At 45.6% G+C, this 24417-nt stretch carries 19 protein-coding genes; 2 read left to right on the top strand and 17 right to left on the bottom strand.

All coding sequences use genetic code 11. The features are described from left to right. Complete coding sequence (locus tag PUW25_RS15575; protein ID WP_152557656.1) at nt 1–1077, top strand: Ger(x)C family spore germination protein; 1077 nt, start codon at nt 1–3, stop codon at nt 1075–1077. 34 nt (nt 1078–1111) lie between these two features. Here the strand turns inward: PUW25_RS15575 and PUW25_RS15580 are convergent, their stop codons facing one another. The 13 genes from PUW25_RS15580 to PUW25_RS15640 form a co-directional block, all read right to left on the bottom strand. Then, complete coding sequence (locus tag PUW25_RS15580; protein ID WP_047910532.1) at nt 1112–2335, bottom strand: MFS transporter; 1224 nt, start codon at nt 2333–2335, stop codon at nt 1112–1114. A gap of 26 nt (nt 2336–2361) precedes the next feature. After that, nucleotides 2362–3345: an ROK family protein gene (locus tag PUW25_RS15585; protein ID WP_238546295.1), complete on the bottom strand. Its 984-nt coding sequence runs from the start codon at nt 3343–3345 to the stop codon at nt 2362–2364. A 187-nt stretch (nt 3346–3532) separates the two neighbouring features. Further along, complete coding sequence (locus tag PUW25_RS15590; RefSeq protein WP_047910533.1) at nt 3533–3934, bottom strand: PucR family transcriptional regulator; 402 nt, start codon at nt 3932–3934, stop codon at nt 3533–3535. 16 nt (nt 3935–3950) lie between these two features. Continuing rightward, entirely contained in the window at nt 3951–5018 is a 1068-nt protein-coding gene (locus tag PUW25_RS15595) for a DUF6282 family protein (RefSeq protein WP_047910534.1), read from the bottom strand. A 41-nt stretch (nt 5019–5059) separates the two neighbouring features. Then, a complete protein-coding gene (locus PUW25_RS15600; RefSeq protein WP_047910535.1) occupies nt 5060–5923 on the bottom strand; it encodes a carbohydrate ABC transporter permease in 864 nt (287 codons plus the stop codon). After that, nucleotides 5923–6819 (bottom strand): carbohydrate ABC transporter permease, encoded by an 897-nt coding sequence (locus PUW25_RS15605; protein WP_047910536.1) that lies wholly within the window; start codon nt 6817–6819, stop codon nt 5923–5925. Before PUW25_RS15605 ends, PUW25_RS15600 begins: the two co-directional genes overlap by 1 nt. Nucleotides 6820–6873: 54 nt before the next feature. Continuing rightward, on the bottom strand, nt 6874–8211 hold the full coding sequence (locus PUW25_RS15610; RefSeq protein WP_047910537.1) for an ABC transporter substrate-binding protein: 1338 nt from the start codon (nt 8209–8211) through the stop codon (nt 6874–6876). Between the two features lie 75 nt (nt 8212–8286). After that, nucleotides 8287–8946: a GntR family transcriptional regulator gene (locus PUW25_RS15615; protein WP_047910538.1), complete on the bottom strand. Its 660-nt coding sequence runs from the start codon at nt 8944–8946 to the stop codon at nt 8287–8289. 348 nt (nt 8947–9294) lie between these two features. Further along, the gene (gene fhuB, locus PUW25_RS15620) at nt 9295–11400 is read right to left on the bottom strand and encodes a Fe(3+)-hydroxamate ABC transporter permease FhuB (RefSeq protein ID WP_047910539.1); all 2106 of its coding nucleotides are present in this window, start codon (nt 11398–11400) and stop codon (nt 9295–9297) included. Continuing rightward, a complete protein-coding gene (locus PUW25_RS15625; RefSeq protein WP_047910540.1) occupies nt 11397–12428 on the bottom strand; it encodes an ABC transporter substrate-binding protein in 1032 nt (343 codons plus the stop codon). The genes fhuB and PUW25_RS15625 overlap by 4 nt, the downstream gene beginning before the upstream one ends. Nucleotides 12429–12665: 237 nt before the next feature. Then, nucleotides 12666–14564: a PAS domain-containing protein gene (locus tag PUW25_RS15630; RefSeq protein ID WP_052511755.1), complete on the bottom strand. Its 1899-nt coding sequence runs from the start codon at nt 14562–14564 to the stop codon at nt 12666–12668. Between the two features lie 156 nt (nt 14565–14720). Continuing rightward, nucleotides 14721–15938 (bottom strand): Bcr/CflA family efflux MFS transporter, encoded by a 1218-nt coding sequence (locus tag PUW25_RS15635; RefSeq protein ID WP_047910541.1) that lies wholly within the window; start codon nt 15936–15938, stop codon nt 14721–14723. 315 nt (nt 15939–16253) lie between these two features. Further along, nucleotides 16254–17954, bottom strand: a complete 1701-nt coding sequence (locus PUW25_RS15640; RefSeq protein ID WP_274337284.1) for an ABC transporter substrate-binding protein — start codon at nt 17952–17954, stop codon at nt 16254–16256. Nucleotides 17955–18119: 165 nt separating this feature from the next. On the opposite strand from PUW25_RS15640, the gene PUW25_RS15645 reads away from it, so the two are divergent. Next, nucleotides 18120–18986 carry an AraC family transcriptional regulator gene (locus tag PUW25_RS15645; protein ID WP_205052851.1) on the top strand — a complete coding sequence of 289 codons (867 nt, stop codon included), beginning with the start codon at nt 18120–18122 and terminating at the stop codon, nt 18984–18986. A 145-nt stretch (nt 18987–19131) separates the two neighbouring features. Here PUW25_RS15645 and PUW25_RS15650 read toward each other — a convergent pair whose 3' ends face one another. The 4 genes from PUW25_RS15650 to pucD form a co-directional block, all read right to left on the bottom strand. Then, nucleotides 19132–20649, bottom strand: coding sequence for a glycoside hydrolase family 43 protein (locus PUW25_RS15650; protein WP_047910544.1), 1518 nt, complete (start codon nt 20647–20649; stop codon nt 19132–19134). 268 nt (nt 20650–20917) lie between these two features. After that, complete coding sequence (locus PUW25_RS15655) at nt 20918–21388, bottom strand: GNAT family N-acetyltransferase (protein ID WP_047910545.1); 471 nt, start codon at nt 21386–21388, stop codon at nt 20918–20920. 237 nt (nt 21389–21625) lie between these two features. Then, nucleotides 21626–22129, bottom strand: a complete 504-nt coding sequence (locus tag PUW25_RS15660; RefSeq protein ID WP_238546297.1) for a (2Fe-2S)-binding protein — start codon at nt 22127–22129, stop codon at nt 21626–21628. Further along, a complete protein-coding gene (gene pucD / locus PUW25_RS15665; protein ID WP_047910546.1) occupies nt 22126–24417 on the bottom strand; it encodes a xanthine dehydrogenase subunit D in 2292 nt (763 codons plus the stop codon). Before pucD ends, PUW25_RS15660 begins: the two co-directional genes overlap by 4 nt.

A 24417-nucleotide genomic window follows, 5' to 3' on the forward strand; every position in this document is an offset into this window, starting at 1 on the left:
TTGCCAAAGAAACGATCGCTATCGATGACGCTCGTCCTAATTATCATGCTGCTATGCAGTTGTACGCGCCCTGCTCGTCTGGAAGAGCTAAATATAGCCTACGGTGTCGCATTTGATGCAGTAGAACAGGAAGGCCATTTCAAAGCTACCTATCATATCCCTGTTTATCAGACGGATGATGTAGAGAATGTAACCGTTTCCGCTGTAGGCAATTCCTCCAAAGAAACTCAGGGTCTGGCTGAGCTTCAGCTCACAGGTAAGTTTGGTGACGACAAAATGAAGCTCATCCTGATTGATAAAAAGCTCGCAGAGAAGGGCATTAATCCGCTCATCCAGCCATTTATCAAGGATCGCAGAGTGCCCGTGCTATTTAAAATGGCAATCACTGAACAATCTGCTGCAGCCATTATCGAAACGAATAAAAAACCGATCGATCCCTCCACTCAGATCGTCAATATGATTACAGAGAATGAGAATCAGAACGCAATTCCAACCAATCATTTACATATTTTTCTAAGAGACTGGACAAGTCTAGGAGAAGACCCTTTTCTGCCATTGCTTTCAATGTCACAAGAGAAAACTCAAATATCCGGTATTGCATTATTTAAAAATGATAAAGTGGTGGATACGATCAAAGGATATAAAAATTTGCTGCTCTTCACCATTATCCAGCAATCTGCCCAAAATGCAAAATATCAGTTCAATTCGGGCCCTGATCTGCTCACTGCCAGAATCAAAGATAATTCGGTCCGTTACAAATGGAACAATAAGGTCTCGCCACCGCAAATGGACATAACCGTAGACATCGAAGCTCTGCTATATGAATCTACGCATGTCTTCAATATGCCGACTCAATCGGAATATGGTGTAATTAAGCAATCACTCGATCAAGACTTGAAGATGAGCTTAGAGAAAATGCTCCGATCCTTCCAGGAGCGTAACATTGATCCCATCGGTATCGGTTCAATTGCTCGTTCGAAGGAACGGCACTGGAATGCAGAAGATTGGGACAGCATCTACCCAACCGTACAAATCAAAGTTCATGTAAACTCTAATTTTGTCGGCGATGACATGTAATATGAAGGACTCGTCATAAGTTTAAAGATTTTAATTAACGATATCCACTTTTGTTAACCCGTAATAATTGATTCACTCGCTCCGAACTGACTAACATGAGAACGGTTAACAGCAATACGGCAGCCGGAAATAAGCTGATGCCGAAGTGTGTAGCGAGCAGTCCGAATAACGGCGGAAGGAATGTGGTCCCTGTATAAGCAACAGCCATTTGGTAGCCGATTAATTTCGCAGCATGCTCCTTGCCGAATCTTGCAGGCGTCTCATGAATAAATCCAGGATAGATTGGAGCAAATCCGAGACCAATGAGAACGAACCCTGCAAGAAGGAACATCTCAGGCAGCGGCAGCAATAAGAACAGACCGCCAAGGACCGCTATGAGCTGACCTGCAAGTATTAACACCCGATTGCTTAATTTCAATGTAATAAATCCGGTAATGAAACGGCCGATCGTAATCCCGCCGTAGTAAAGCGAGATCCATACTGCGGCAGTATCTGCAGCTACATTTCTTTCCCCTACCAGATAACTCGCTCCCCATAAACCGACAGTCATCTCTACCCCACAATAAAATAAGAAAGCAACAAGTGTATATTTGACACCTCTCATCCGCAGGGGGTGCTGCGACTTGAAATTCAGCATTTCTCCGTTCGTTGAGTGAGTACTGTCTTCGATATTCGCTTGTTCCTTTATCTCATCTGATGGATGCAGCCGAGCTACCTTTTTCCACAGAGGGAGTGTGACGAAGAGCAAGAGTACAAGACTAAACTGAATCATGGAGACAGCAAAATACCCCTCTCTCCAGGAATTCTGCTCGGCGATGTAATAAGACATAATAATAGGTCCACCGGTTGCTCCTACTCCCCAGAAGCAATGCAGCCAGCTCATGTGATGCGCTTTGTAGTTAGATGCTACATAGTGATTCAGTGCAGAGTCGACTGCACCTGCTCCTAGACCAAGAGGAATCGCCAGCATAATCAGCCATACAAGTGTTGGTGCAAATGAGAAACCGATCAGCGCACCAGCTGTCAGTATACAGCTGAACAAAGTAATCTTCCCTGTTCCAAAGGCATGTATCAACTTCCCGCTCGCGAGACTCGATACAATGGTACCTGCTGCGACAATCATGGACAGCAGGCCTGCCGACTCAAAGGATGCTCCAATATCAGGCTGCATAACCGGCCACGCAGCACCCAGCATGGAATCCGGAAGGCCAAGACTAATAAAAGCTAAATAGATAATAATCAAAAACCAAGTTGCCATTTCTCCATCCCTTTCTTTCTAAGCTGTCATTCGTTAAGCTCTGTATACTTGGGCTCTAACTCACTCAGAGCCAGCCATTTCAATCCATCCGCATAATCTCGAGCCACAGAAGGCTCCAGGACAACCTCAGGACAAGTCGGAATCGCATGACTGATAAGATAGCTATTCCATTCGGTCAGGAACGCTTCTTGATCAATATGCTCCTTATATATAACGATGGTATCGGGTGCCAAGACTGCATTCACACTTTGCATAATGCGGCACGCAACTTCGTTAAAGGCTCCCGCATCTATCGGTTTGCTCCAATCTACATCGATTGGAAGGTATTTAATCTCACCGGCCATTCCGTTCTTCCCCTTGATGATGCCTCCATTTAGATACGTACCCATGCCCGGCGGATATTTCTCCGGAAAGTAAATGCCGACGATACACTGATCATCAGGTACTTGCTCCCGGTAAGCATACCCGCTTATGGCTGCATTGACATCGTTCTCAATAATAACAGGTAATCCATAGGCTGATTCCAGCTGCTCCGTCAATCGTACCCCGTAGAGCGGCTTATGACTGGTAACTGTAATTACCCCGTCAACCGATTGGCCTGGGATCCCGATTCCGATGACTTTGATGGCCTCAAATTGCTCCAGCAGCGGGTCAATACATTGGAATACAATACTTGAATTAAACTCCTGATAAACAAACCTCTCCTGCTTTAATATTTCTTCATTGAGATTCACTACACTAGCCTTGATCACATCTTCACCCTGCTCTTCCACCATATGAAGCACCAAGGCAAGACTATAGTTATAATTAAATCGATAAGTAAGGGCAGGCCTGCCGCCGCTGGACACCTGAATCTTATCTTCAAACAGCTCTCCGCTGTCTACCAAATGCTTCACTAGTGAATTGATTGTGACTACACTCAGCCCTGTCTTATTTGCAAGCTGCGGCTTGGTTCCGGTTCCACTCTGTTTCATCACTCGACGAATCATGTTCAAATTCATCTGTTTCATTAGACTTGCACTTGCTTTTTCTATGGAGATCACCTGCTATCCAATTGTGAAATAGACTTTATAAATAAACTTTATAAAGTCTATTAATTTATATACTTTATTGAAGGTCATGTCAATACCTTCTGAAATAATGAAACAAAAAAGAGGCTCCAACAAGCTGAGCCTCGGCTAATCGTTTTGAGTGCCTTTATACTTTACGAGATAACTTGTAATGACTTGCGCTCAAATTCACTTCAGGTAAACTGACTTCCTTCCCCCTGATCTCTAAGATGCTGCGAAACATAAACACCAGATGCAGCAGCAGCAGACTGTCCGTGGACTTTAGCTGCATATTCAGCAGCCGTTCCAGCTTCATTAGCCGATAAGCGGCAGTATTGCGGTGAATGAATAGTTTGGAAGCAAGCTCACTAATTTGACCTTGACAAGAAACATAGGTCTCGAGCGTTAACAGCAGATCAGGATCACCTATGACCGCATCCTCTAATCTTCCCAAATATCGGTCGACATAGAGCCGCATACTCTCTGGAGGAATAGCTTCCAGTATTACAATCAGCTCCGATTGCACAGCAGAGAAGCGATTATCTGTCACAGCAGCATTCCTCCTTCTAATCTTGCATACCTATCAGCTTCGCGGGGTTAGTTGCCACCATCTGGTAAATATCATCAGGCGAGAATTGGTAATCCAGCATTGTAGAAATCATCGTGCGCATCCCTTGAACGGGAGTCGGAGCTGCACGAATACCATAATCTGTTCCGAGCACAAACTGATCGATGCCTACTTCTCTGATTGTTTTCATCCAAGCAGTGGCATTAGAGAAACGTCCCAACTCCGCTCCCATGTCCATGTATTCTTTTTCGACGTAATAATGTGTTCTAGGTACATCCGGATACAGCCAGTCCACAAGGCAGGCTTCAAGAAAGGCACCTCTCGCTGCAGCTGCCTTCTGCTGCTCGATCGTCATCTGTCCACGCACTGGGTGGGCAATCAATACTTTCCTGATTCCGTATTCTTCTGCCAAATCCAGTAGTCTAAGTGCTTCCGGTACCGATACATGCCCGGTGTTTAAATATACCTCCGGACGCTCTGCGATCATAGACAATATTTCATGCAGTCCTTCTGAAATGGGTCCTTCTAGAGGGATGGATGTCGCTACAGGCAGCTCCTCCTGTGCAAACTTAGGGAAGGCATCTTTAAAGGGAACCAACTTGCCGTCAATCAGGGTGGACTCCCTCTCGGCAGAATGTCTTGTGCAATGGGATCCAAAACTAATGAAACGGCAGCCTTCCTCCAGATGCAGCGCTGTTTTTACAGAGCGAGGATTAATTCCACCGTGACAAGAATTCATCAGATAACCTCCATAGGTATGTATTCCCGGCACATGTCTGTTAACGATCCATGCCATTCCTGATGCCCAACCGAATACATCATAATAAACGATGCTTCTCATTCCAGCAGATGCCGCTTCCTGAGCGACCTGAATCGGATCAAAATGTCCCGGATTCGAGTTCAGAACGGGGCCGGCATGAACATGGCTGTCAATTGCGCCAATCAGCAATTCATCTGGCAATTCCATCGATCTTCTGTAAAAGGACTCATTCCACTTGGAACGGTCCGGCACTCTCGGTTGCACAGACTCTATCTTTCCTGGTACGTTCAGTTGCTGATTTAGCATGATTTGTTCCCTCCATATAATTTTCATCATTCTTCTGCATGCTATCCTTTGACTGCTCCGCTCATCACACCTGCAATGATACGAGAGCTGAATGCGAAGTATAAGACGGCTACCGGAAGCATGGACATTACCATTCCCGCCATTAACTGAGGATAGTTGGTACTATACTGAGATTTAAAATAAGACATGCCCAAGGGTACCGTTCGGAGCGATTCATCATTCAGTAACACAAGTGCGAACGAGAACTCGTTCCAACAAGCAAAGAATTGTAATATAGCAACGGTGGTAAGCACAGGTACCGCCATGGGGACAACAATTTTAAACATCGTACCGCTGAAGCTTAGTCCGTCTATAGCCGCAGCTTCTTCTATTTCTCTCGGAATTCCCACCACATAGCTGTAGATGAGCATTATCGGCATGGATAGATTGAAGGCTATGTATGGGATAATCAGTGTGTACCACTGGTCATCCAGCCCCCAATTTTTGAAGAGCAAATAGATGGGAACCAATAGAGCATGAATTGGCACCAGCATACCAAATAAATAATAGAAGATCATTAATTTTTTCCCTTTAAAATTAAGGCGTGCTGCAATATAACCCGTAACGTATGAGATTATGACAATGCCCAGAACGGATAAAAAGGTCACCCTTGCACTGTTCCAAGACAGCTGCAGCATATTGGTCAGCTCAAGTGCTTCTACGTAGTTTGCAAAATGAAGATTTTGGGGCAGGCTCAAAATACTGTTCGCGAATTCTGGTTGTGTCTTGAGGGACGAATAGACAATCCAGATAAGAGGATAAATACAACTAATAGTAAAGATAAACATAATGGCATTAACCGCCAAGCCGGCGAGCCTTGGGACGAATTTCTGAATACTGCGCTGCTTCCTGAGCTCGAGCTCCATCACAAGGCTCCCCCACTCTCATTCTGACGTTTCTGCATTACTAATGTACATAAGAGAATAATCAGCATCGTCAGCGTAATGATGGCAATAGCCAGCGCTGATCCATAGCCGTATCGGAAACGAAGAAAGGAAGTTTCATACGCATAAAGAGCCATTACTGATGAAGCGTTACCCGGTCCACCACCGGTCAGCGCATATATATGCTCAAAACCACGCATATTGTTGGCTATACATAGGAGGGATGCGACGAGAAGTGTTGGTTTTGCTAGTGGGATCATGATATACCATGCTTTGCGTATGCCTGTAGCTCCATCCAGTTCTGCTACTTCCAGCACTTCTTTGTTAATGGAGGACAGGCCGGCAAGCATGAGAAGAGTAAAGAAACCAATATTTTGCCAAGATAACGGTATGGATACTAACAATACAATAGGGCCCGTCAAATCCAGCCAAGATTGTGCCCATTCTCCAAGTCCTGCTCCACGAAGACCTCCGTTTAACAGACCGTAGTTGTAGTTGTAGATCATCATCCACAAGAAGGCGATAATGACGGGTGCAAGCGTAGAGGGAAAATAACTCATTGTGCGGTGCAGCCCTTTCATCTTAACCAGCTTTGACATGAGCAAGAGAGCAAATACAAAACCAAGCCCCACTTGTCCAATCAATCCGTACACCGTCATGAGTACATTGTTCACAAATGCAGTCCAAAACACCTCATCCTGCAGCTCCTTGTAATTATCCATGCCAATAAAAGTCTTCTTCGGACCACCTGTCCATGAATAGAAGCTGTCGCGAAAGGCTGCAAGGATGGGTAATAGGACGACAAAAGAATAAACCAACAATCCTGGCAGCAGGTACAGTAGAATTAGCCACCCCTTGGGTCTCAGCGCCTTTCCCATAAATCCAGATCACCCCCTACTAATCTTCGAGTCGTATACTTAGGTATAAGATTATTAAGGCTTATTTAGAAATGTCTCGTATGCACGCTGGGTGCTTTCAGCAAATTTCTCGGGTGTAATGGATCCTGCCATTACCCCTTGAATCTCCGTATTAATAACTTCAACGATAGAAGCGTCAAACCACAGGTCGAAGATCTTGGTCGCTTCTGCCGCCGCACTAGCCTCATAGGCAGCGAGTGCTATGGGATGAAGTTTGGAAGTATCGAATGTTCCGGGATCATAAGCGGGAAAGCCGCCTACTTCTGCCATCAGCTTCGCGCTGTCAGCTCCTGTCAAGTACTCAAGGAGTGTCATCATCGCATCCAGCTTCTTTCCTGGCTCTACTTTAGAGTTGATGCTATAATATACTCCCGCTCCTCCAGATGAACTGAGTGCATGACCAAGTCCGGCTTCTACTCCCGGGAATACAGCTACTCGTGTAGTCTCCTTAATATGGCTTGGCGCATTGTTGACAATGTTCATTGCCGACCATATTCCACTGACAAATGCTGCAGAACGTCCCTCGAAATAGTAATTGACCATCGTCTCGGTATCAATCGAGTTGAGATCCTTGTTTAAGTATCCGGCGCTAGCTAGATCACTCATTATCGTAACAGCCTCTACAAACCCATCATCCGTAAACTTGGCCCCGTCTTTTGCTAATATAGATTCCGTCCATTCAGGACCAGTGAACCGGTCTGTCAACGCACTGATCCAGCTGGAAATGGCATAACCTTTTGATTTGTCACCGTATGAAAAGAGATTTATTCCTTTATCCGCGAGTCTTTGACCGGCTTGCATCAATTCGCCCCATGAGGTTGGAAATTCGGTAAATCCAGCTTCCGAAAATAGTTCTGCATTGTAGTATATTAAATGTGTTGGACCTGCGGCGATCGGAATTCCATACACCTGACCGTTTCTTGTCCCTGCATCCAGCGTTCCAGGCCGATATCCATCTCTCCACTCAGGTCGTTTCCCCAGCTCTGTATCCAGAGGGAGTACAATTTCATTATTTACGAAGTTGGTCATCCACGATCCAGGTACGATGAATACGTCCGGCATATCATCTGCAGCCGCAAGCGCCTGTGCTTTAATCGAGTAATCCTCGTTCTGCAGCTGCTCTTCTACCACTTCGATGTCAGGGTAATCTTTCCTGAACCTATCAAGGCCATCCAACACAGCTGTATCCTCAGGACTCTTACCTATATTCGATTTTTGATACCTGTGCATTACAGTGATCGTCATTTTATCTTCGTCGCCGCTCATCGTTTCACTATCTGTAGGTCCACCACATGCCGTCAGTCCACTCGATAACGCTAGGATCAAAGCCAGAATCATAGGTGCTTTTTTCAACTCTCCCCACTCCTTTGTATTCGTTTCAGGAAGATTTGGAATCCAAGATTGGATACAATCCGCAGCAAAAAAAATTCACTGAAAAATTTCTTTGAAATTCAGTGTGGTTACTGACTTTTCCGAAAAATTAAGCGATCGCTCAATTTGCCATAAATGATCGGTCATAATCTGAACCGCTTCTTGTTCATCTTTGCGGATAATCGCCTTAATTAGCTCTTGATGATCTTGGCAAAAGCTTTTATTGGTTCCGTATATTGCAATAATGACAGAAGTTAGTGATATTAACTCTTCTAGAAAGTGAAAATAGTAATAATTATCTGCCAGCTCTGCCAGCTTCAAATGAATATCTACGGTGACATCAAGCGCTCCTACTATGTCTCCCTCATGGCTGGCCTTATGTTCCTCCAGTACTAGAGTCTCCAGTGGACCGAGCTGTTCTGGCTTGACAATGGTACATAGCTTTTTGACCATCGAGGACTCTATAACCCTCCTCATTTCAAATACTTCTCTCGCTTCTTGCGCACTGGGACAGGATACAAATGCACCTCTGTACGGAATATCTGTAACCAGCTTCTCGATCGCCAATCTTCTAAGCACATTTCGAATTGGAGTTCGGCTGACTTGAAAAGCTTCAGCGAGCGAGTCCTCAACTAATTGAGTATTCGGAAGAAGCTTATGCTGAGTTATCGCCAATTTGATTGCCTTGTAGATTTCCATCTCCTTTCGCTTGCTCATATTTTCACTCCGTCCTGTAGAATAGTTACCATTCGATTAAGATTGAATTCTTAATTTGATATTATGATAATTTTAGTGCTTCATTAGGTCAATATAATTGACACTATTTCGGAATCGTGCACAAAATTATTTAATTATTCAACCTATTCATGTTCATATTCAAGTCATCACCCAAATAAAATAACATTATATGTTAGTTTTTGATCAGTATAAATAGATACAAGCTCGCTGTGTAACCCCTGCCCTATTTTGTGAAGCATATCAACGTGGAACATGGCAACAAAAAAGCTATCCCTGCGTTATTACGCGTCAGGATAGCTTTAAGGTTTTGATTGACCATTCACTAACTTACTTTCGCTTTAGCTTATTGGTTTGACTCATCAAATATAATAAATAAGGTGTTCCCAGCAGTGCAGTAACAATGCCCGAAGGCAATTCCTTCGGAATGATCACCACTCTACCGATCAAATCCGCACCGGCCAGGAGGATGCCACCGATTAAAGCAGCGATCACCATTGACTTCCGATGGTTGGAGCCTACGAGCATCCTTGCCGCATGAGGTGCAAGTAATCCGATGAAACCAACAGAGCCGACATTAGCCGCTGCGATTGAAGCAAGGAGTACAGAAATGACCGCAACATAGATACGCGTATTCCGAACATGAAGCCCAAGACCATTGGATGTATCTTCACTGAAGGTCAACAGGTCAACCCTTCGTCCCAGCCATGCTGCAAGCGGTAGCAGAATAAGGATTGCGGGAAGAATACGTAAGACCTCTGTCCAGCTTCGATTGTAGGTGCTGCCTGCCATCCATGACAAGGCAGGTGCGACATCTAGCTCGGCATGGATAATCATTAGATTAATAATTGCGGATCCAAAGGCAGCCACAGCGATCCCAACGAGTGTAAGAACCGTTGGATGAAGTCCCCTTTTCCAGGATACCGCATAGACAATCGCAGCAGCGACGATTCCACCAATCACCGCACCAACTGGAATCCAATTCGCAGATAATGCCGGAAAGCTAACCATTATGAGCAATGCTCCAGCTCCTGCGCCACTAGTAACTCCGACGACCTGAGGATCACCGAGCGGATTACGAACAGCATTTTGCAGTAAGCATCCACTGACGGCAATCGCCATACCTGATAAACCAGCAGTCAGGAGCCTAGGCAGCCTGTTATCCAGCAGAATTGAGCGATACATTTCGTCACCGCCTCCGGTGAATAATGCGGCTACTTCCGCAAATGGGATGTACAAGCTTCCATTCATCAGACTGACGATCCATACAAGCACCAACAATCCACCGAATATACCAACAAGCAATGGATATGGCATCCGACGCAGGCTGGTCCCTGTCATCATGGAGCTGCCAGAACTATCACTGCTGCCAATCATCGATCGGGATACACGCAAGGCAAGCCATATAAGACAAGGAGCTCCGATCATTGCCGTTATTGCACCAACCGGTAATTCCCCGTATGCATCGACAAATGTACGGGAGATGGTATCAGCACCTACTAACAGAGCTGCACCCCATAGAGCAGCAAGCGGAATTAATCCCCCGTGTCGATTCACTCCGGACAATCGCACAAGATGAGGTGCAACGAGTCCGATAAATCCGATAGGACCTACCACACTTACCGTAACACAGGCTAGCAATACGGAAGCACCCATGGCAAGGAAGCGAATCGTCCCTACTTTTTGTCCAATGGAACGTGCGGATTCTTCGTTTAGTGTCAGCACATCCCATTGCCTTACTCCCATGATCAGCACAAGGAGCCCGCCTATAATCCAAGGCCATGTAAAGTTGACTCCGTCCCAGTCATTCTGAATCAGTGATCCCGAGCCCCATAAAAAAATACCTTGAGTCGTCTGCTGATTCAGCAGCAGCAGCGCACTTGTCACCGAGGATAACACAAGGGTTACGATCATCCCTGATAAGGCAATTCGAAGCGGAGAACCCTTTGTTTTGCCCGCAAGCGCAAACACGGACAGGGCAGCTAGAGTCCCCCCGATGACCGCCAAGGGCAGTGCATACATATGCTGAAGTCCTGGCCAGAAGATCATGCCTGCGACGACAGCCAGGTAAGCACCGGCGTTAACACCAAGGGTCGTCTCTGATGCGAGCGGATTTCGCGTAACAGTTTGCATCAGCACACCTGATACCGCAAGTGCTGCGCCAGCCAAGAGACCTATCACTGTTCTGGGCAGCCGAACACTGCGGATCATGTGATGCTCTGCCAGATCCTGAGGAGTTGTCAGGGCCTGCACCACGGTCTTGACGGATATATCAGCTAAACCTTGAGTCAGGCTGAGAAATGTAAGTAATAACAGCGATACAACTCCTGCTACTAGCATCCATAACGGCTTCCAGCCCCTCCCCGATGCGACGGAGGGGGCTGGATGAATGCTCGCAGGCTCAGAACCTTGAGCCCGATATTTCCCTAATTTCATTGTGTAAGCAAATCAGCCGTCTTCTGTGCCATGACCTGTGCGGATAATGGGCCGCCGTATGGCCACATATCACCGCCAAGCGCATATACACGATTCTCTTTAACGAAATTCAGTCCATTCCAGACCGGATTGTCCTTCAGCTGATTATCGATGACATTATCGCTTTCTTGAATAATATGAAGGAAATTCGCATCTTCCAGAGCTGGCAGAGCTTCTACATCCGTCGTTGTGAAGCCGTAAGGTTCAAATTGACTAGGCTTATATGCGTTCGTCAAGCCGATGTGCTCCAAAATCTTGACCGCAAGTGAATTATCCGTCGATATACGGAAGGTTACTGCATTTTGGTTGCTGAATCCCATGGCAAGTGCAAACGGACGTTCAGTCATACCGGCCTCTTCCAATTTCGCTTTGGAGTCAGCATAGGCTTGATCCAGCTCACTGAGTACTTTTTCTGCTTCGTCTTTCTTGTCCAGCACGTCTGCGATCGTATTAAAAGTACTCAGCATCTCTTCATACTGATCTCCTTCTCCCTCAGCAGGATAAGGGTCAAACACAAGTGTCGGTGCGATCTTGGTATAGGCTTCATAATTGGATCCAAGATTGGATTTAAGCCCGATGATGAGGTCAGGCTTCAGTGAGGCGATAATCTCCAGGTTAGGCTCTTGACGTGTACCCACATCCGTCACATCTCCACCAATCTCAACCGGAATATCAACCCATGTATTCATCCCTTCAATATCAGCAATCCCAACGGGCTGAACACCAAGGGCCATCACATCTTCAGCATACAACCACTCCAGAGCAACAACACGCTGTGGTACACCTGTAATTTCTGTTTCTCCCAGCACATGCTTGATGGTTCTCGTCTGCGGCTCACTCGTATTGCTGTCTGCACTCTGTGCAGGCGGATTCGTTGACTCTCCAGACCCGGAAGTTTCATTCGAAGCGGTACCTGAACCACCTCCACAACCAGCAAGCACCAGAGCAAACATTAACACGATGAACACCAAACTCTTTGCATTACGCACTGCATTTCCCCCTCAAATCTCTATGTATTTTATAATTATTACTAGATGATAATCATTATTGATAATGGTTATCATTATCATCACTGTTTACAATAATAGATACTCCCCTAGATTATGTCAATAAAATTCTTGCTTGTATAACCGAGATATTCATCGTAGCTTCCGGAGATAACAAAAAGCAGGCCGCTTAAGAGGTTTACGCCCCATGGCCTGCTTTCCCTATTTAAATTCCTCATCTTAGAAATGTTCCAGCTCCAGTAAAAATTGGAATGTCGTTCCCTTCCCTTCTATACTTTGAACACTGATGCTGCCTCCCATTAGCTCAAGGAGGCGTTTTGTTATCGCCAGCCCCAGACCCGTACCTCCGTAATTGCGGCTAATCTTGGGATCTAATTGAGAGAAGGATTGAAACAGAAGCCGTTCCTTGTGCTTTGGTATGCCGATCCCTGTATCCTGAATCTGAACCATCAACAGTACTCGCTTGCGGCCAGGGATATGAACTGATTCAGCTCGGATCGACACCTCACCGTATTCCGTAAATTTCACTCCATTGCTGATTAAATTGATGAGAATCTGCCTTATTTTTGCTACATCACCGATCATACTGTGCGGTATTCTTTGATCACATTCCTTCGTTAGCATGATTCCCTTATTTCTTGCCTGTACACTGAAGAGATTCGTCACTTCATCTAACACATCATGAAAATTAAATGAGGTTTGCTGTACCTCTACCCGGCTAGTTTCCAGCTTGCTCAGACTGAGAATATTATTCAATGTTTGAATAAGTGAATCACCGCTGCTAAGTATAATCTCCGCATAGCTGAGCTGTTCTTCATTAAGATTCGTGTCTGCAAGCAGAGAAGCCATCCCCATAATGGCGTTCATAGGTGTTCGAATTTCATGGCTCATGATGGATAGGAATTCGGATTTTTCCTTTTCTGCCCGTTCCGCCTCATCCTTTGCTTTCATAATTTCGTTCATAGAAGTCAAATCTCTGAGAACCACGACAGAACCCTTTTTTTCCTGATCTATAATAGAATGCACTTGATATTCGGCAATAAAAGTGGTGCCATCCTCTTTTCCAAAGACTGCCTCTTGAACACAGGTGTGTGCTTCATTTGATAGAATCGCTCTGTGGATCGGCATCTGATTCTTGTCGTACGGATAGTAGTTTTCATTAAACTGGTTTAGATAATCCGCCAGCCGAGATCCAATTACCCCATCCTCGTTCATTGTCAGCAGCTTCGCACCTGCTTTATTTAAATACAATATCCGTCCTTCCGAATCCACACCGAAGATCGCATCCTTAACCGTATTCAAGATTAACTCCAGCTGTTTACCCAGATTCTCGATTTGCTTCAAATAGACGGTGTTTTCGGTTGTGTCGGCTGTAATGCCATAGACACCTACGACACGGCCATCCATAATGATAGGCACATTGATGACGTGAGCTTCGAAGGTATGACCGGATTTATGCAGCATTTTGATATTGTATTCCTGGGGAATTCCTTTGGCCGCTTGAGCGAAGTGATCGTGGGTTTTCTGTAAACTGTCCGGATCAATTAAGGGTGAAAAATGACCTGATAACAGCTCCTCCTGGGTATGCCCCGTCAACGCACACTGGCCTTCATTAACTCGAATCAGGTTACCATTTAGATCTAAAGACGCTACGCCGAGCGGGTTGTATTTAAAAAGAGATTTATATTCCAGCAGCTCCCGCTCCATATCATCAGGCTCTAAGCTCTGTACCTTGCTTACTGGACTATTCGATGGAGAAGGGACAAATTGTACAATGACATACCCTTCTTCCTCTATAAGACTGATCCACATGTCTGCTGTGCTGACGGCGCCCCGCTGATCCACGAATTGCAGGCGCCGGCTTATTGACATTTCTTCAGTTGTCTTCAGCTGCTGCACAATATGGACAAGATTGAATTCAGTAGGATTCGGATTCACCATGATATCTAATAAAGTCAGTTGTGAGTTCACCTGATCACTGCTTATACCCAGCCAGTTCTCCATGGCCTTATTCACATTGACGCATACGCCATTTTCTTCCAACACAAGCGCAGAGGGAATCGGAGCTCTGTAAAACAGACTTTCCCAATGCTTGCTTTTTGTGATTAAGTCAGACATTCAGTTCCCCCTCTATTTTTCTAGAACTATACTATTAATAACCGGAAGCAGCCGAGTTCAAAACGAAGAAATAAAAATGAATTTATTGAATTTTATTGTGTTGATTATATATAAGATTATATATAAGAAAAGACAGCCAATTCGGCTGCCTCACGATTAATATTTGCCAATATCAGTTGGCTTATTCTCACGGGTCAGTTTCGTAAATACGAATGCTCCCAAGCAGGCTGTAACGAATAAAATAGCTCCCATGGGCACTGCGGTTGTTTCGTCAATACCGACGAGAGGAGAAACGGCAGAACCGATCAGCAGTGGTACTAAACCTAATACCGCGCTGGCGCTTCCAGCCCGATGTCCTTGATGCTCCATTGCCAGCGTGAAAGTACTTGTCGCGACAATTCCGATGGTAATCATATAGATGAAGATACATATCACAACGAGGAATAAAGGTCCGCGCAGTACGGTTGTAATTAAGAGCAGGAGTGTAGCACTAACGGCTACCCATACCCCAATTCTGAGCAGTGTTCGTTCAGGAACAATACCGCCAAAACGACCAATCAGAAAGCTTCCGAAGATGATGGCAATCCCGTTAATGCCAAACAGGACGCTGAATACTTGTGGTGACACTCCATAGATCTCCTGATAAACAAATGGGGTTCCTGAGACATAGGCAAAGCTCCCGCCATGAATAAACCCGACGGTAAGGGCGTATCCCATGAACACCTTATCCTTAAACAAGTCTCCCATCGTCTTCACGGAATGTCCAAGCGAGCTTGGCATCCTCTTCTCCGGAGGCAGTGTTTCTTTGAGACGCATCCCGATGATCAGCACGATAAAGAGTCCAAACAAACATAGGAAATAAAAGATCGATTGCCAGTTTGCTGACGGTATGAGCAGGATAGCTCCCCCAGACATCGGCGCTACCATTGGAGCTACAGCATTAATGACTGACAGCAAGGCAAAAAACTTCGTGAGCTCTCTGCCGTCAAACACGTCTCGCACCACCGCACGTGAGATTACAAGTCCGGCAGCAGCGGTGAAGCCTTGAAGGAACCTTGCCGCAATCAGCAGAGAAATATTAGGCGCAAGGGCACAAAATAACGATGACAAAGCAAATAAACTGAGTGAAATGAGCAGCGGGATTTTTCGACCGCGAGCGTCACTAATGGGACCTACAATAATTTGACCTACAGCGAGACCAATCAAGCATGAAGTTAAGCTTAACTGAACAAGTGAAGCTCTTGCACCCAGATCCTCTCCAATCTCGGGGAAGCTGGGAAGGTACATATCGATATTGAACGGTCCTAATATGCCGAGCAAGCTTAACAAAAACGCTAAAGCTAACCGCTCTTTACCTGTTGGATTATGCAGCATGCGCAGTATACACCTTATTTCTTATGAATTTAGCTTAAGTTTGTTTCGGTCTTACATAACAAGCCACAGGCTTGTCCCCCTGAAGATGCATGCACAAGCATGAGATTTCCGAAAAAAGACAAAGCTCTGAACATTATAAGCATTGATTGGCTATTTGTTAAGACATTTCTTTAACACGAAGTGATTCATTCCTATATGGCACAGTAAACTCGCCGTGGATTTCCATATCAAAAAAGCCGCCATGAAGGCGACTTTCTAATCCAGTCTTTAATACTCAGGCGATTAACAACCTCTTAATCCCTGTATTCATCTTTCTTAATCTATTTCCTGACCGGTCCACAATCTCACTCGATCTTTAATCCATCCCGTATATTGCTGCTCCATTTCTACTGCGCCTTCTTTATCCAGCTCAGCAAGCATATTGTCATAGATGGCATCAAATTGATCCGGAGCTGCAATAATTGCTTCAGGAATGCGCTTCTGAATAATGTCCTGCGTTTTTTGGTAGATAACATTGTAATTTCCGCTGTCGGTCGGGATTGGCATATTGTATGCAGCTCCCCACTCTTTAACTGCGAATTCATCTTCGGATGGGAATAGTTCCTTCCAGGTGCTGATTCCGTAGCCTGCAAGCACTTCCTTCTCAGCCTCTGAATACCCCATTTGAATCTGCTCCGGGAAATTAGTTGTGTAGTAGTTATCCGTCGAATCCTTCACGCCGTCACCATAATGTGCTCCAAATATGTTGTAGAGACCAATCCCTGTTTCTTTGGTAAAGTTACTGTTATCGTTGTTTTTTCGATCTTGAATGTCTGTCGGAATCTTCCGGACCCCATCCTCTACAACATAATGCTCGCCTTCGATACCCCAGTTTCTTAAAATTTGCCCTTCCTCAGAGGACAGCCAGTCTAAGAACTTGATAGCACGAACTGGATCCTTCGCATCCACCGTTATACCAATACCATATCCATCGAAGCCCATTGGCTGAAAGTCTGCGCGCTTGAAGGACTCATCCAAGGTAACTGGATAGAATCCATACGTGTTTTCGTCCATGCCCGAGCTTTTGAGCGCGTTCTCTGCATCACTGAATCCCCAGTTTGGATCGAACAGGGATAGCACACGACCACTTGCAATTTTGGCCTTATACTGATCATCCTTCTGAACAAAGCTTTCTTTATCTATTAAACCATCGTTCCACAATTTGTTTAACCAACGGAAATATTCTTTCTCTTCGGGACGCTTGTAATGAAGCTGCGCTTCATAAGTCTCGGGATCAATGAAATACTCCCCATCCCCTGGACCGCCTGTAGCCATTACTGCAGGGTCCGTTACCGTAATCATTCTCCGCCATCCATCTGCGCTCAGTGTGAGCGGGATCGTCGGCTGACCGTCTTCTGTAGTTGGATGCAGCTCATAATACTCTCGAATTACTTTTTCGTAATCCTCTATGGTCTTGATCTCGGGATACCCAAGCTCTTTGGCAACACGGTGTTGAATGGCTACCCCGTTTGTGGCATCGAAATACGTTTGGTCAATAGCACCATTGGTTGGAAGCCAATATATCGATGGATCCTCATTGCTGTATTTTAATCGATTGAAATGCTCACCATAAGCTTTCTTGATGTTTGGTCCATGTTCTTCAATTAAGTCTGTAAGATCGAGCATAGCTCCAGCTTCTACCAGTCTGGATAAGTTCCCTTTAGGAAAAATTAAATCAGGATATTCGCCGCTTGCAGCCATGAGTGAAATCCGGTCATTTCCGCCTCCGCTGGAGATATCAAACTCTGCATTAATGGTTACACCCGTCATTTCCGTAATCTTCTTGCCTACAGCATCCTCCATTCTGTTCCAATTGGGACTGGCATCTGCACCGAAGAATGTGAATGTAATCGGCCCATCTTCATCTGTACTCTCGGGTGCATCACTCCCTGTGGAGCTGCCGCATCCAGCAGCCAGGAGTAAGGAGCTTGTGAGTAACAAAGCGGCGAATCTCTTTTTCTTCAAACTAGGTCTCATCTCTAGAACCCCCTATTTCTTATGAATTTCTGATCTCATTGATGAATGCGTTTACAACAAATTCTTAATCACAGTATATGGAATAAATAGAACTCAAACCTTGATTTTTCAGTCAGCAATATAGGATGATATAGACATGATGATGTACGGCTCGGTGGTGATATTGTGAATAAGGTACAATTAAACTGGTTTACACTGGATGAAGAGTTTCCGTTCTTTATTCAATATGGCGGTCATGATGAGGATACGACCTTGCATAGACATAACGAATTCTCAGAACTGGTCATCGTTCTTCAAGGGCATGCAAACCATATCGTTAATAATGAAGTATCCTTTATCAAGAAAGGGCATGTATTTGTCATTAACGGCGAGACCGTTCATGGGTACAAGGATCCTCAGGATTTTAGAATCTGCAACATTATGTACAAGGCTGATTTGTTGACCTACATAGGCTCTGATCTAAATGCTTCAAAAGGTTATCAAGCACTATTTGTGCTTGAGCCGCTCTATCGGAACATTCAGTCGAATGCTAGCAAGCTTTATATGTCACTCACTAACTTGGACTATGTCACCTCCATTCTGACTACCATGATTGATGAATATGAGAACAAGCAGCAGGGCTATAAAACAATGCTCATCTCCCGATTTATGGAGCTGGTTGTGCACTTGTCCCGCCACTATGAGAATAATGATACCGATACGGGTGGCCATGTCATGCACCTGGCTGCAGCGGTTTCCTACATCGAAGATCATTACTTGGAGCCGATCACACTTGAAGAGGTTGCAGCGCATGCCGATGTCTCTGTGAGGCATCTGAACCGGATCTTCAAATCCTATTACCAAACCTCACCGATGGCGTATCTACAGCGTCTCCGATTAGAGCGGGCCTGTCAGTTGTTGAGATTGACCCGGCTCCCCATTACGGAAATTTCATATCAATCCGGATTCAATGACAGTAATTATTTTGCGAGACAATTTAAAAAAGCATATGGCTTCTCCCCCAAAGCATTCAGGCAAAGTGATTCATCCTGATGTATAGAGAAATGTATAGTGCTATGTAATACAAAAAAAGAGATAGATCGACGTCATTCTTGATGTCAATCTGTCTCTTTTGTCATTTTAAAAAAACATTTAATAGTATTGAATGGTCAGAAAATAGAGGCTCCTTCATTCTATTCTATTCATCTTGAGGTTCATACTCATACCAATCGAAATAGGAAGGCACAGCATCACCAGCAGGACTTGCCGCGAACATCGCAATCATAACCCCCGTAAAACCGCTGGCAACTTCTGTAGACAGGAAGGCCGTCTCCGCCGTTCCAGCTGTAACCGATACAAAACCAGCCGAATCACGAAATGAGAAGGTGAAGTATTCTCGGTCGGTTTGAACCTCCAGCTGAACTGGTCCTGAAGGGCAGTCATAATGCTCTTCGACTTTCAAGGAACCTGCGGTTCTTCTGAATATAATCTTCTTGCATCCATTCACAGAAGCGATCGCCAGTTCATAATGGTATTTCTCATTCATATATACGGTAAGTCCTGCCTCGTCACCATCGACCGCAGGCTCAAATTCAACCGAAGTCGTTACTCTGCTCTTAAAATGACTTAGCCTGCGTCCTATGTATGCCGGAGATCCGATATCACCGAGTGTAACGGAATCTCCTCGGAGCGCTAGATAACCTGCCCGCTCTGTCAATGACCAGCTATCCGGTCTCGGATTACGCAGAAACGTCCAATCTACTCCAAGCTCAGCCTGGTCAAAGTCATCTCTAATAGGTTTCTTTGGCAGCGGATTCCCTATAAATTGTGGTGCATCCATAACAGGCTCAACTCGTCCTCCATTACCAATGATTGGCCATTGATCCTCGGTCCAAGTCACAGGTGCTAGGAATACCTCTCTTCCCAAATGGTGCCTCATCGGGTAAGAAGCCGGCCTGATACCCAAAAATACAGCCCACCAGCTGCCGTCATGAGCTTCAATGATATCAGCATGGCCTGTAGCGTGAATGCTGCTCTTCAGGCTACGATGGGACAGAATGGGATTATGGGGACAAGCTTCGAATGGCCCGTAAGGCTGTTTGCTTCTCGCTATGGTCTCCATATGCCCGTACTCGGTTCCCCCCTCGGCCAGCATCAAATAATAGTAATCCCCTATCCGGTACAAATGAGGGGCTTCCGGGTATGCGCCTCCTGTTCCCGTCCAGATCAGACGACTGTCTGTCAGCATGTCGCCGGTTTCTATGTCAATCTCACATTGATAAACTCCATCCCCTTGATCTCCGGAACGGGTTGACTGAAAGTAGACACTACCATCCTCATCAAACAAAAGGGAAGGATCAATTCCATCCTGTGCTACACGTATCGGGTCAGACCATGTTCCTGCCGGATTCTGTGTCTTCACATAGAAATTGCCGATGCCCCCTACGTTTGTCGTTACCATATAGAACCAGCCTTCATGGTATCGGATTGTAGGAGCAAAGATGCCACATGAGCTCGGTACATTCGTTAAGGGAAGCTGCTGTTCTGTTGTAAGTACATGTCCAATCTGCTCCCAATTCACGAGATCGATACTATGAAATATTGGTACACCTGGAAAGTATTGAAAAGAGCTGGTAACCAAATAATAGTCTTCACCCACTCTGCAAATGCTGGGATCCGGATAAAATCCGGGAATAACAGGGTTTGTGTACTGCATACGATGCACTCCATTCTATCTTTTTAACTTATTAACTAAGATGTACATCATTTTATTGCATTCCTCCTTCAGAAACCTTGATTAATAAGTCACGTTTCTAGCACGATTTAGACGGGGATTTTATATAAACAAAAAAACGGCCGTATATAACAGCCGCTTGATCATATTAGTATCAATCAGGATTTGTTAACTTCCTGCTGATCCAATATCACTCCTATTATTCAACTGATAGGAATAGAATCCCTTTATCGACCTTTATCGAACCCAGTTACAGTGATCTGATATACCATGCATCGCATGCGAAATGCTCCGTATCCATCAGAGGCTTCGTTAAAGCCACAAATCCATTCTTCTGGTAGAATCGATTAGCCGCAGACATGCTGTTAAACGTTTCGAGGTAACATTCACTGTAGTGCAATCGGGCATAATCCAAAGCGACCTCCAGCAGCTGTCTTGCTGCTCCCGTACCGCGTGCTTCTTTGAAGGCATACATTTTCTGCAGCTCGCATATATGTGGGAATCCACTGATGGGTCCGATACCACAGCCCGCTATGATCTTGGAATCCTTCTCGACAACCCAATATTTAGAGCCTTCTTTGTTGTATAGATGATAGAAATCTCCCAAATTCGGATCTGTCCATGCCGTTCCCGGCTTATTCGCTCCAAATTCAATTAGACAGGTTCTGATTAAATCTTCAACTGGCTTATTATCTCTTTCTTCGATCTCTCTTAATAACATGATGTAAACTCTCCTATATGCATGAATGATTTGGATAATACGTTGTTTCTCGATAGCCTTCTCTGCTATGTATCATAGTGCAAATCCCTTGATCAGACAATGCATCAAGCCAGTTATTCTCAATAACGTTTGACTAAGATTATACAGAGTATAACTCTCTATCTATTCCACGGCTCGCACAACCTGCAAAAAAACAACCCATATCTTATCGATATGAGTCATTCCAATCCTACTCTATTATTCCTGCACAGGCTTCACCGCACTCGTACAGGCTGCTTGCTGTACAGCGCGAACAATTCCCCCGTATCCAGTACAGCGGCATAAGTTACCGCAAAGTGCCTTCTCAATCTGCTCCAGGCTCGGTTCAGGATGAGCATCCAGCAATGTTTTGGTCGTCAATATCATGCCTGGTGTGCAATATCCGCACTGGAATCCGCCTTCATCAATAAAAGCCTGCTGTATGGGATGAAGCTCATCATCATTAGAAGGTGCGAGACCTTCAATCGTAACGATCTGCTGATGATCACATTGATAAGCCATAAGCAGACAGGAGTTTACCGGCTCATCATTCATTAGCACCATGCAGGCTCCACAGCGGCCAATCTCACAGGCTATTTTCGTACCTGTCAGCTGAAGACGATCCCGAAGGATCGTCACCAGTCTCTCGGTAGCCGGAACCGTCAGCTGAACATTACTACCATTTATCGTACAGCTCCATTCGATCATTTCATTTCCCATCATGATGGCTGCACCCCTTCCTTCTTGTCACTGAAAACGGGCTTGATCAGCTGCTCTCTCTGAACAGGCAGCTTATTAAGCCAGACTCCGGTTGCCTGGTATATCGCACTGACAATAGCAGGAGCCAGAGCAACGGATCCGATCTCTCCTATGCCCCTGGGTCCGAATGGATCATTCTCCGGCAAATGTTCAATCGCCTCTACATCCAGTCTTTTTTGCATATCTTGAATAGTTGGAATAAGATACGTGTCCAGATTTGTTGTCATGTATTCACTATTCTCCATGAGGGAATCTTCCATCAGCGTAAACCCGAGGGCCATTCCGCTGCCCCCTTCAATCTGGCCGACATATCCCATGGGGTTCATCACTGGTCCCGCTGCTACGACATGTCTGATGTCATCAACCTTCACTTGACCTGACAAGGTATTCACCTCAACCTCTGCCATTACCGCGGCATAGGTATATAAATAATGTCCACCAACGACTTCATCGGGGGTTGTGGGGTAATCAAATTTGGTATCAAAGGTAAGCTCTTCAGCTGACGCTAGCTGTGTAATTGCTTGAAATGACAGAACCCTGTATTGATCCTCTCTACTCTCCTGGCTCCTGCGCCAAATTCCCCCTGGTCCGGTGACAAGCTCGTGTGCAGGAATCCCGGTCGCCTGGCTGGCGAGAAGAGTTATCTTGTCTCGGAATGGTGTCTTTAACCGCTGCAATGCCATCCAAGCCATTGTGGTTGACCGGGAAGCTGTACTGGAACCGCTGTGCGGTACACGATCCGTATCCCCTATTACGATCTCAAGATCCTCCCGGACACAGTTAAACAGCTCACACAGCATAATTTCGAGGGTCGATACGAGTCCCTGCCCAAATTCCTCGTAGCTGAAGGCCGCCTCAATCTTCCCCTCCTCATTCAGCCGCAATCTGCCGCCGGCAGGATCAGGTATGCCATAACCAAGACCCGCACCGTGCATTGCTATCGCAGCACCCTTCCCTTTACGAATCCAAGGTGGAAGCTCGGTACGCTCCTCTTGTATCCATAGATCTGAATGATGAACGGCTTCCCATACTTCCTGCAGCCCGTTTGTAACCAAAATTTGCTGACCAAGTGGTCCCGGATCACCGTTACTTCTGAGGTTCCGTCTTCTTAGCTCCCAAGGATCTATTCCTAGCTGTGCAGCAGCCCGATCCATCTGCCCTTCCATAGCAAAGATTGCCTGATTTCCGCCAAACCCTCTGAACTCGCCAGAAACTCCATTATTGGTATAGACCGATAGCCCTTCCACATCTACATGTGGAATGGAATAAGGACCCATGGAATGCTCTGTCGCAAAGTTCAATACAGGCGCGCCAAGCGTGGCATAAGCTCCTGTATCGGCGGTAATCCTTACACGATGAGCGGTTATCATCCCTTCTTTCGTAAAACCGGTCTCCATCTCAATCTTCATCGGATGCCGTTTCAACCCGGCACGTACAGACTCTTTGCGAGAATTATGAATTTTGACTGGACGTTTAGTTCTCAGGGCGAGCAGCGCACCGTAGGGCTGAACATTCAGCTCATCCTTTCCTCCAAACGATCCGCCTATAGGGCTCGAGACAACCCGAATCATTTCCTCTTCCATGTTTAAAATACGGGATAGCTGCATTCTGTCCTTGTATCCATGCTGGGTCGGTGCGTACACACTGAGTCTGCCGTTCTCTTCCGGAACGAACAGTCCTCCTTCTGTTTCCATATAAGTGTGCATTTGACGAGGCGTATAGTATGTCTCTCTGATGATATGCTCTGTTTCTATCCATGCAGCTTCTGCATTCCCTCTCTTCACTTCTGTACGATGCAAAATATTGCCATGCGGGTGGAGCTTAGGCGCATCTGGAGCAAGCGCTGCTTCTGGGGAGCTGAGTGGTGACAGCACCTCATATTCGACCTTGATCAGCTTAAGGGCAGCTTCCGCTATTTCCAGCGTGTCTGCAGCTACTGCTGCGACTGCGTCTCCTGTGTAGCGAACAAATTCATCACAGAAGACAGGCTGATCAGGGGTAGCGATGCCGAAGGCATTCATCCCTGGAACATCCTTATGGGTAAGCACGGCTTGCACACCAGGAAGACCTTCAGCAGCCGCTGTATCTACACTAATGATCCTCGCATAGGGATGGATGCTTCGAAGTACCCTTCCATATAACATGCCGGGAAGTGATTTATCGGTTAAATATTGAAGTGTTCCGGTTACTTTTTCTTTGCCGTCTGGACGGGTATACCATCTCTTTCCGCTGTTTTCCTTGTTTAGCCGCAT

The sequence above is a fragment of the Paenibacillus urinalis genome (assembly GCF_028747985.1).
Taxonomy (GTDB): domain Bacteria; phylum Bacillota; class Bacilli; order Paenibacillales; family Paenibacillaceae; genus Paenibacillus; species Paenibacillus urinalis.